10 protein-coding genes and 1 pseudogene are annotated in these 10139 nt (G+C 72.9%); 4 read left to right on the plus strand and 7 right to left on the minus strand.

Going from position 1 to position 10139, the window contains the following annotated elements:
* The 4 genes from AB0G02_RS20375 to AB0G02_RS20390 form a co-directional block, all read right to left on the minus strand.
* Positions 1-695 (minus strand): amidohydrolase family protein (locus AB0G02_RS20375; RefSeq protein ID WP_360796629.1); only part of this gene is annotated, 695 nt, incomplete at its 3' end.
* Positions 696-709: 14 nt separating this feature from the next.
* Entirely contained in the window at positions 710-1828 is a 1119-nt protein-coding gene (locus AB0G02_RS20380) for an FAD-dependent oxidoreductase (protein WP_360796632.1), read from the minus strand.
* Positions 1829-1862: 34 nt separating this feature from the next.
* Positions 1863-2816, minus strand: a complete 954-nt coding sequence (locus AB0G02_RS20385; protein ID WP_360796635.1) for a cyclase family protein — start codon at positions 2814-2816, stop codon at positions 1863-1865.
* Positions 2813-3793: a fumarylacetoacetate hydrolase family protein gene (locus AB0G02_RS20390; RefSeq protein ID WP_360796638.1), complete on the minus strand. Its 981-nt coding sequence runs from the start codon at positions 3791-3793 to the stop codon at positions 2813-2815. Before AB0G02_RS20390 ends, AB0G02_RS20385 begins: the two co-directional genes overlap by 4 nt.
* 60 nt (positions 3794-3853) lie before the next feature.
* On the opposite strand from AB0G02_RS20390, the gene AB0G02_RS20395 reads away from it, so the two are divergent.
* The 3 genes from AB0G02_RS20395 (at position 3854) to AB0G02_RS20405 (ending at position 6338) form a co-directional block, all read left to right on the plus strand.
* Complete coding sequence (locus AB0G02_RS20395; protein WP_360796641.1) at positions 3854-4804, plus strand: LysR family transcriptional regulator; 951 nt, start codon at positions 3854-3856, stop codon at positions 4802-4804.
* 157 nt (positions 4805-4961) lie between these two features.
* Positions 4962-5594, plus strand: a complete 633-nt coding sequence (locus AB0G02_RS20400) for a GNAT family N-acetyltransferase (RefSeq protein WP_360796644.1) — start codon at positions 4962-4964, stop codon at positions 5592-5594.
* A 189-nt stretch (positions 5595-5783) separates the two neighbouring features.
* Entirely contained in the window at positions 5784-6338 is a 555-nt protein-coding gene (locus tag AB0G02_RS20405; RefSeq protein WP_360796647.1) for a hypothetical protein, read from the plus strand.
* Positions 6339-6401: 63 nt separating this feature from the next.
* Here AB0G02_RS20405 and AB0G02_RS20410 read toward each other — a convergent pair whose 3' ends face one another.
* Together AB0G02_RS20410 and hxlB are read right to left on the minus strand one after the other, a co-directional pair.
* Positions 6402-7145: a triose-phosphate isomerase family protein gene (locus AB0G02_RS20410; protein WP_360796650.1), complete on the minus strand. Its 744-nt coding sequence runs from the start codon at positions 7143-7145 to the stop codon at positions 6402-6404.
* Between the two features lie 15 nt (positions 7146-7160).
* Positions 7161-7769: a 6-phospho-3-hexuloisomerase gene (gene hxlB, locus AB0G02_RS20415; RefSeq protein WP_360796653.1), complete on the minus strand. Its 609-nt coding sequence runs from the start codon at positions 7767-7769 to the stop codon at positions 7161-7163.
* A 298-nt stretch (positions 7770-8067) separates the two neighbouring features.
* Between hxlB and AB0G02_RS20420 the strand changes: the two genes are divergently transcribed.
* A complete protein-coding gene (locus AB0G02_RS20420) occupies positions 8068-9009 on the plus strand; it encodes a phosphatase PAP2 family protein (RefSeq protein WP_360796656.1) in 942 nt (313 codons plus the stop codon).
* A 152-nt stretch (positions 9010-9161) separates the two neighbouring features.
* Here AB0G02_RS20420 and AB0G02_RS20425 read toward each other — a convergent pair.
* Positions 9162-10139: pseudogene (locus AB0G02_RS20425) on the minus strand (hypothetical protein); the annotation flags it as partial.

The following is a 10139-nucleotide window of genomic DNA, read 5'->3' on the forward strand; positions in this document are numbered from 1 at the left end:
GGCAGGTAGCCGCCGCCGTGCGCGGCGAGCACGCGCAGACCGGGGTGGCGGTCGAGCACGCCGGAGCAGATCAGGTGGGACAGTGCGACGGCGTTCTCGACGGGTTGGCCGACGCTGTTGGCCAGGTACCAGCGGTCCAGCCGCTCGTCCAGGGTGCAGCCGAAGGGGTGCAGGAACACGACCGCGCCGGTGTCGGCGGCCAGCCGCCAGAACGGCTCGTAGGCCGGGTCGGACAGTTCCACACCGGGCGCGTGGCTGCCGATCTGCACCCCGGCCAGTCCTTCGCCCAAGGCGTGTTCCAGGGCCCGCGCGGCCAGGTCGGGGTGCTGCAGAGGCGCCAACCCCAGGCCGCGCAGCCTTTCCGGGGCGTGGGCGCAGTGCTTCGCGGTCGCGGTGTTGGCCGTTTCCCACACCACGCGGGCGAGTTCGCGGTCCGCCCAGTAGTGGTAGTGCGACGGTGACGGGCTCACCAGCTGCACGTCCACGCCGGTGGCGTCCATCGCGGCCAGCCGGTGCGCCACGTCGGTCAGCAGCCGGAGTCGATCGCGGACCATCGCGCCGCTGACGGCCAGCGCTTCGGGGCCGTTGCGGCGGGCGTCCAGCTCGCGTGCGGCGGCGAAGCCGGGCTCGTCGGCCACGAGCCGGTCGACCTCGGGCAGCAGGACGTGCGCGTGCACGTCGACGGTCGGAGCCATCACGGTCGGGCTGGTCACGGGCGCCGCGCCAGCATCGCCGTCGTGCGGCCCACGAGGCCGGGGACGTCGGCGTCGCGCACGCCGTCGAGCAGCCACCGCCCCAGCTGGACCGAGCCGTCGACGACCTCGCGCACGCGGGGGTAGCGGCGGTCGCGGTACTCGGTGAGCAGCGCGTCGTCCCAGGTGCTCCGGGTGGACAGCAGGTCGGCGAGGACGAGCGCGTCCTCCAACGACATCGCCGCGCCCTGGGCGAGGGTCGGCGGGCAGGCGTGGGCGGCGTCGCCCACGAGCACGACCCGGCCGCGGTGCCACGGTCCTTCGACCAGCAGCCGGTGGAACCACGTGTAGTTGACCACCGACGGGTCGGTCAGCGCCGCCTGGATCTCCGGCCACGGTCCGCCGTAGCCCTGCGCCAGGCGCCGCATCTCCGCGGCGTGGGCGGACGGGTCGACGGCGTTGCGGTCGCGGTTGCGCTCGACCAGGTAGGCGTAGGCGGTGTTCGGACCGGTCGGGCAGCAGCCGGCGATGAAGCACGGGCCGCCGTAGATCATCCGGGTGTGCTCCAGGCCCGTCGGGCGCGGCACCGGAGCGCGCCAGATGGCCATGCCGGTGGGCACGGGCCGGTCCTCGACGCCGATCAGCCGGCGGGTGGCGGAGTTGAGGCCGTCCGCGCCGACGACCAGGTCGTACCGCCCGGTCGTGCCGTCGGAGAAGGCGACCTCGCCGCTGTCCTGGTCCAGGCCGGTCGCGGTGACGCCGAGCCGGACCGACGCGCCGGACGCGCGCACGGCGTCGATGAGGATCCGCTGGAGCCCCGGCCGCTGCATGCCCACGGTGGCGGGCAGGTCGTCACCGCCGATCCTGGTCCCGCGTTGCACGGCCAGCACCTCGCCGGTCGGCGCCAGGATGCCCAGCTCGTCGAACGGGAACCCCTCGCGCAGCACGTCGTCCACGACACCGACCTCGCGCAGCACGTGCAAGGCGTTGCCCTGCAACGTGATACCGGATCCCGTGGTGGCGTTCCAGTCCGGTTCGGCCTCCACGAGGTCGACGGCGTGTCCGGCGCGGCGCAGCAGGACCGTCAGGGCGTTCCCGGCGGTGCCGCCGCCGAGGACGAGCACGGTTCGGGTCATCGGGGCTCCTCGTGTTGCAGGACGGCGAGGGGTGTCACTTCACGGCTACGGGGTTGACCGGCGAGCCGACGGCCCCGGTGATCGGCAGCGGCGCGGCGGTCAGCCAGAACTCGTGCACGCCGTCGACGGCGCAGTCCTCAGCCAGCGCGTCCAGGTCCCACATCTCCCCCACCAGCAACCCGATGTGGGGAATGACGACCTGGTGCAGCGGCTGGAAGGCGTGGTCGAACTCGTTGGGGCGGACCTCGAAGCCCCAGGTGTCGGTGGCGATCGCGGCGATCTCGGTGCGGTGCAGCCAGGACGCCGTGGTGAACGACAGGCCCGGCGCCGGTCCGCCCGCGTAGTCGCCCCAGCCTTCCCGCTTGGCGCGGGCCAGCCGGCCGGTGCGGACCAGCACGACGTCACCGCGGCCGACCTCGACGCCGTGCGCCTTCGCGGTGGCCGTGAGGTGGTGTTCGGTGATGGCGAAGCCGTCGGGCAGTTCGCCGTCACCGACGACCCGGGCGACGTCGAGCAGCACGCCGCGCCCGGCGACGTGGGCGGCCATGTGCTCGATGCCGGTGACCAGGTCGCCCTCGGAGGTGACGGTGGTGGCCGCGTCCCGGCCGTTCCACGCCTTGCCGTGGTCGAAGATGTGCCCGAGGCCGTCCCACTGGGTCGAGCACTGCAACGGCATGGCGATCACGTCGTCCGCGCCGCCGATGCCGTGCGGGAAGCCCTGGAGCCCGGCCGCCGCGTCGGTCCCGGTGTCGAGCATGGTGTGCACCGGGTTGGTCCGCCTGCGCCAGCCCTTCTGCGGGCCGTTCACGTCGAACCGCTGCGACAGCGAGAAGCTCACGCCCCGGCGGATCAGCGCGGCCCCTTCGCGGCGCTTGTCCGCGGTGAGGAAGTTGAGCGTGCCGAGCACGTCGTCCTCGCCCCAGCGCCCCCAGTTGGAGCACGCCTCGGCGGCCGCGGCGACGGCGCTCTCCGGGTCGCCGCGGTTCACGCCCGGTCCTCCGCGACGCAGCGGGTGCGCTGGACGCCCAAGCCGGTGATGGTGCTCTCCATGACGTCGCCGTCGCGCAGCAGGCGGCCGTGGTGCGCGCCGTTGCCCGCCGGCGAGCCCGTGAGCACGAGGTCGCCGGGCAGCAGGGTGGTGGTCTGCGAGGCGTAGGAGACCACGCGGGCGACGTCGAAGATCATGTCCTTGGTCGACTCGTCCTGCATGGTGTCGCCGTTGAGCTTGAGCGTCAGCCGCAGGTCGGACGGGTCGACGACGAACTCGGCGGGCACGAGGTACGGACCGAGCGGGGTGAAGCCGGGCGCGTTCTTCGACCGGAGCCAGTCCGTGCCGATCTCCCGCATGTCGGGGCGGAAGACCAGGTCGCGGGCGGTGAGGTCGTTGGCGATGGTGTAGCCGGCGACGTGCCGCAACGCCTCCTCCGGGGACACGCGGTGCGCGGGCGTGCCGATCACCGCCGTCAGCTCCAGCTCCCAGTCCGGCTGCTCGCACCACGACGGCAGCACCACGTCGTCGTACGGCCCGGTGATGGCGGACGGCAGGCCGATGAACACGTACGGCTGGTCCTCGCGGGCACGGCGGTCCATCAGCTCGGCGGCACGCGCCCGTGCCTGCTCCTCGCTCTCCGCGGAGTCCGCCGGGCGGTGCGCCACCACCAGGTCGATCACGTGCTGCCGGTAGTTCGCGCCGGACTGGAACACCTGCCGCGGCGCGACCGGCGCGTGCACCCGCAACCCGTCCAACGCCCTCCAGTCGAGCGCGTCGTCAAGCGCCACGCCGTGCAGGGCGGGCAGCGCCTCGGTCCACCGGTCCAGCACGTCCAGCGTCGAGGCGGGCCGCCACTCCAAGGCCCGACCGAGGTCGGCCACGCGGTCGTCCACCACGAGGCCGGGGAACGACGGGCTCCCCGGTTCCGAGAACGTGCCGAGCGCGAACCGGACGCCGTGCGGCGGTGTTGGCATGAGGTGTCCTCCCGTGTCGTGAGGACTACTGTGACCGGCGTCAAAGGATCACGGAAATGAATGTTCGTGATGGTTGTCATCCACGCGGTGGATAGTGGGGTGCCGGTGAACCTGTCCAGCCTCGACCTGAACCTGGTGGTCGCGCTGCGGGCGCTGCTGGAGGAGCGCAACGTCACCAGGGCCGGCCGGCGGATCGGCGTGACGCAGTCCGCGATGAGCGCCACCCTGGCCCGGCTGCGCAGGCACTTCGACGACCCGCTGCTGTCGCGCACCGGCTCGCAGTACGAGCTGACCCCGCTCGGAGCCGTCCTGCGCGACCGCGCCGCCACCGCGTGCGACGTGCTGGAACGCGTGTTCACCAGCCAGGCCGACTTCGACCCGCGAACGGACGCCCGCGAGTTCACGCTGATGTCGTCCGACTACGGCGCGGCGGTGTTCGGCGTGGCCCTGGCCCGCGAGCTGCACGACGTCGCGCCCGGCGTGCACGTGACCTTCCGGCAGACCACGCCGACCGTCCTGGACAACCTGGGCACCGTGCTCAGCACGGTGGACGGCCTGCTGCTCCCGCACGGCGTGATCGACGGCTTCCCGGCCGTCGAGCTGTTCACCGACCAGTGGGTGTGCCTGGTCGCCGCCGACCACCCCGTGGTGGGCGACGACCTGACCCTCGACGACCGCGCCCGCCTGCCCTGGGCGGTCTACCAGCGGGCCTACGACGCCCCGGTCACCCGCCAGCTGAGCATGCTCGGCATCAGCCCACGGGTCGACGTCTCCGTGCCGTCGTTCCACCTCCTGCCCCTGCTCGTGGCCGGCACGCGACGGGTCGCCCTGGCGCAGCAACGCCTGGTCGAGCTCTTCCCCACCCCCGGCGTGCGCACGCTGCCCTGCCCGTTCCCGGCCGTGCCGGTCCAGGAGGCGATGTGGTGGCACCCGGTGCACACCCAGGACGCCGGGCACATCTGGTTGCGCGAGGTGGCCGGGAGGATCGGCCGGCGCAGTGGCGTCCGGTGAACGTTCCACCTCTCCGGTGTCGAGCGCGCCGGGCCGCCCGGTCCGGGCCGGCGGGTACACGTTCGGCTGTAATTCCCGTCCGCGGACCGGTGCCGGAGTTTGACGACCTCGTCGCCGGGCACCTGCCCGACATGTGCCCTGATCGCGCGGTGAACCCGTGAGCGGCGTGGAGCGGGCACCGGGGCTGCCGCTGAGTCGGGTCGCCGGTGACGAGCACCCGCGGGTGGTGGACACCCTGGCGAGCGCGTTCCGTGACGACCCGCTGTTCGCGTGGCTCTTCCCCGACCAGACCACCCGCCCGCGCCGCTCGGCGGAGTTCCTCCAGGCGGTCGTGGAGTCGACCGCCGACCACGGCGGACTCGTGATGGCCTCCCCCGGCCACGAGTGCGCCTACCTCGCGTACCCGCCCGGCTGGCACGGCGTTTCCGCCGAGGACGACGCCCTGCACCACCCGGGGCTGAGCGACCTGGCCGACGCCGTCGGAACGTTGACGCGACTGCTGGGACGACGCCGTCACGGCTTGCCACCCCACCTCTACTGCAACTACATCGGCACCCGGCCGGAGGCGCAGGGCCGGGGCTGGGGCCGGGAGCTGATGGCGGGCTTCGCGTCCTGGTGCGACAGCGAGGGCGTCGGCTGCTACGCCGAGGCGAGCTCCCCGAGGAGCCTGGCGCTGTACGAGCGCGTCGGGTTCCCCCGCCTCGGTGATCCGGTCGTCCTGCCGGACGGACCCCTGATCCAACCGGTCTGGCGCAGCCCCGCGAATACCGGAGCCGAACCCCGCCCGTGACCGTGACTATTCCACTCGGAATAGTCGCAACAATGATCCAATCACACCAGGGATTCGCGACCGAGGGGAATCCGCCGGGCCGTCCGGACGATCTCGCCGACCGGCACGGTAACCCGTACGGCGTATGGACGTATCCCCCGAGAAGATGTGAGGGTTGCGGCCTCCGCACCCGATTCGAGGGAATTCCCCATGAATGCCACGAAGTCACGACACATCCGGATCACCGCAGCCGCGGGAGCGGCGCTCGGCCTCGCCGCGGCCGGTGTGGTCGTCGTCCCGGGTTCCGCCCAGGCGGCACCGGTCGCCATCGTGTGCGCGGTCGGTTCGCAGAGGACGGACTACACCCCTCCCCTGACCAACACCACGCGGGACACCGCGGTCTCCTCGACGGAGAACTACAGCTGCACGTCACTGCTGACCGGCGTCAGCAGCGCCACCGGCACCACCGCCAACGGCGGTGAGCAGAGCTGCCTGCTCGCGCTGGTGCCGCCGACCGACACCAGCATCCGCACCTACCAGTGGAACACCGGCCAGAGCAGCACGATCGCCTTCTTCACCAACACCGTCGCCACGTTGGCCAACGGCACCACCGTCATCACCTCGGTGGGTTCGGTGTCCTCCGGTCTCGGCCAGGGCAGCGCGGTCACCCGCGTGGTCGCGCAGCCGTCCCTGAGCCTGACCGCTTGCGCCACAACGGGTATCAACACCCTCAACGGCAACGCGACCCTGGAAATCCTGCCCTGACCGCCGAACCACCGGAATCGGCACCGCCCGCCGTCACGGCGGTCCCGATCGGTCGACCCCGGTTCACCGGTGGCCGTCGAGCAGTTCGGCCGTGACCTCGGCCAGCATCCCGACGTCCTTCGCGGCGCGGCCGATGCCGACGCCGTCCCAGTCCCCCGCGGCGCGCAGCGCGGTGTAGGTGCCCGGGACCACGGCACCGCCGTACAGGAAGCGCGCGTCGAGTCCTGCCGTTCCGGCCCGCAGCGCTCGCAGGACGGTCGCGGCGTGGTGCGGGTCGGCGCCCTCCCGCGCGCCGATCGCCCACGTCGGCTCGTAGAGGAACAGGACGGGCCTGCCGATGCCGAGGCGACCGGCCACGGCGCGCGCCTGCGCGACCACGTGGCGGGAGGCCGTGTCGGCCGGCAGGCGGTCGTCCTCTCCGACGCACACGACAGGGGTCATGCCCGCCGTCGAGGCCGCCTCGGCCTTGCGGGCGACGAAGGCGTCGTCCTCGTGGAACACGCGCCGGCGGTCGGCGTGGCCGAGCATGACGTGGCGGCACCCCAGTTCGACGAGCAGCTCCGCGTCGACCTCACCGGTGACTGCCTCGCCCGTCGCGGCGCAGTCCTGCGCCCCGGCGACGACACCGCTGCCGTTCAAGCGTTCCGCCGCGGGCACCAGCAACGGGTGCGGCACGCACGCGAAGAAGGACAGCCGCGCCAACGCCTCGGCGTGCGGGAGGACGACGTGGTCGATCCAGTCGACCAGGCGCTCCCGCCCGAAGTCGGCCTTGGTGTTGGTGCACGTGATCGGTGCCGGTGAACCCATGCCGCCCTCCCCGTCTCACTCCAGGTTGGTGTGGCGCGCGAACATGTCCTCGGCGGACACCCCGCCCAGCCTCTGCATGACGATGACGAGGCAGTCGAAGAAGACGAACGCCGCCTGCTCGAACAGCGTGCCGACGAACTGGGTCGACGCCGACAGCTCGTGGTCCTGGTTGTACTCGCGGAGCCGCACCACCAGGTCCGCCCGCTCAGCGAGCGTGGACTCCGGCACCGCGGTGACGACCGCGACCCGTGCCCCGGCCCGGGTGGCCTGGTGGGCGATCGACACCACACCGGGCGTCTCGCCCGAGCCGCTGCACACGATCAGCAGGTCGTCGGGACCGATCGCCGGCGTGGTCACGTCCGCGGCGACGTGCGCGGTCAACCCCAGGTGCACCAACCGCATCGCGAACCCGTCGACGGCCAGCTTCGACCGCCCCGCGCCCAGGACGAAGACCCGCTCGCACCCGATGACGGCCTCGACGAGCGCTCGCGCCTCGTCACCGTCGACCCGGGACAACGACGCTTCGATCTCCCGCGTCACCACCCGTCGCGCGCTGGCGAACACACCGTCGTCACCGACGGGGAGTTCTTCGGGGCCATCGGGTGAGGAGGTCTGATCGACCACGGCGGTTCCTCGATCTCCCTACTGGCAGAGCGAATCGAGCGACGACAGCATGGCAAAGCCGCACCGGGTTGGCCATAGTGCGAACGGGTGCGGACAGACGCGTGCGACGTTCTCCTCAGGCCGCACCCCTCCTCGGACGACTATTCCCTGCCGCCGGGGCTGAGCCTTTCCGAAGAGCCGCATCCTCACCGGGAGCCGAGCAGGTAAGCGGAGAAAGGTCGGGAGAGGACGCCATGCCGCGAAATGCCGTCCACGGTCGCAGCGGTGCCACACCGGGCGGTGAGTGGCGGGCTGGTCCATGATGGACCTCCGATCGTGCGGGCGGGAGGACGTGGGCGTGGCGGTGGAGGACCGGGCGGACCAACGGCCGGAGCGGGTCGCGGCACCGATCCGGCCCCGGCGGTGGGCGGTGATCGCGCTCGCGGCCTTCGGCGTGGCGGTGCTGGTCTACCTGCTCGCCGTGTGGACGGAGACGGGGCAGGCGCTGGAGAACGCCGCGCTGCGCGGTGCGGACCAGGTCGACGAAGCGGACGCCGGTCAGGCGTGGCGGGCGCTGGACGGGATCACCGTCTACTCGCTGGCGGTGGCCGTGGTGCTCATCGCGTCGATCGCCGTGCTGCGGCGGCGGTGGGACCTCGCGGCCGCGGCGGTCGGCGTGATCGTGCTCGGCCAGGTCGTCGTCCAGGGTCTCAAGCGGTTCGTGCTGGTGAGACCCCCGTTGGTCGAGGTGGCAGGCGACTACACCCACAACAGCCTGCCCAGCGGGCACACCGCGATCGCCATGACCGTGCTGTTCGCCGCCGTGATCGTCACGCCTCACCGGTGGCGCGGCGTCGTGCTCCTGTTCCTGCTGCCGTGGGCGGTGGGCATCGGCCACTACACGCTCACCGCGAAGTGGCACCGGCTCAGCGACACCCTCGCCGCGGACGCGATCGCCCTGGCCCTGGCCGCGCTCGCGTCGTGGTGGCTGGCCCGCCGCGGAGCGCTGCACCGCTACGACGGCCCTCGCCGGGTCGGCCGGGTCGTCATCGTGGCGTTCGCGGCGGTGGCGGCCGTGGTCGGGCTGGTCCTGGGCGGCATCCTGTGGGGCGTGCCGCTCGCCCGCGCCGGCCTGGCCGAGGTGGTGCGGGACCACGACTACGAGTGGGTCGTATACCTGGGTGCCACGTCGTTCGCCTCGGCCGGTTCGCTCCTGGCGGCGCTGGTGTTCCTGGCCTCCTGGCGACGGTTGGCGACCTGACCGCACCCGAGTGAGGGCGGTCGGTCGGCCCCGCACCTGCCCGCACACCGCGCGCCGAACACCTCGATCCCGTCCGGAGCCCGAGCGCGCACGGCGCCACTGCGCCATCCGGTGACCGGCGCACTCGGGTGGACGGCGGTCCACCGCGCTCGTCACGTCGCGGCGAGCCGGTCCCCGCCCGGCCCGTCGAGCAGGGCACGGGCTTCGTCCGCGTGCCCCGACGCACCGAGAAGCCCGCAGAACTCCGCGAAGTCGGCGGTGCACTGTGCGGAGTGCAGTCCGTCGAGCACCTTCGCGGCTCGCGCCGCGGTGTCACAGCTCCGGGTGACGTCACCCAGCCGCAGCTGCGTCGAGGCCAGCAGCAGCAGCCGGAGGGCCCGGCGTCGTGCGCGGTCGGGTGGACAGCCCCGCAGGGCTTCCAGCGCCCACCGCGCGGCTGCCGCCGGTTGGTCGAGGTCCCGGAGGCAACGGGCCCGCTCTTCCGCCAGGTAGGACCGGTCGACGTGCTCCGCCCATCCCGGCTTCCCGTCGGGACCGACCTGCTCCAGCACCTCGACCGCCTTGCCGACGGCCCGCTCACAGGCCCGCGCGTCCCCCAGCAGCGCGTGGCCACGGGCCTGGGCCGCGAGGCAGACGGCCTCGGCGGTCGGCGCACCACGCCCCCTCGCTCCCTCCTGCGCGACGCGGGCGAGCTGGACGGCTTCGCGCGGGCTTCCCGACGTGAGCGCCACCCGGCTCATGCCGGACGCCAGCACGTAGGCGCCGATCCCCTGGTCGTCCGTCGCCCGGGACAGCCGCAGCGCCTGGATGTAGTACCGCTGGGCGAGACCGGGCTGCCCGGTGTCGACCGCCATGTACCCGGCGAGTTCGGTGAGCCGCGTCGCGGTGGCCAGGAGCTGCCGTCCGATGACGTCGTCGCGCGACCCCGTGAGGAGACCCGAGACGATGCTGTCGAGGTAGTGGACCACGCCGGCACGGATGCCGCCGCTGCCGAAGCAGTGGTCGAGGTCCGCGAACGCCGTCGTCGCCGCCCGCGCCGCCGCGACGTCCGCCGCGCCGACGGGGAACGGGCCGGGAGAGGCGACCTCCTGATCCGGTTCGGTGATCAGCCAGTCACGACTGGGCCGCAC

The sequence above is a fragment of the Actinosynnema sp. NPDC023658 genome (assembly GCF_040639995.1).
In the GTDB taxonomy this organism is placed as follows: domain Bacteria; phylum Actinomycetota; class Actinomycetes; order Mycobacteriales; family Pseudonocardiaceae; genus Actinosynnema.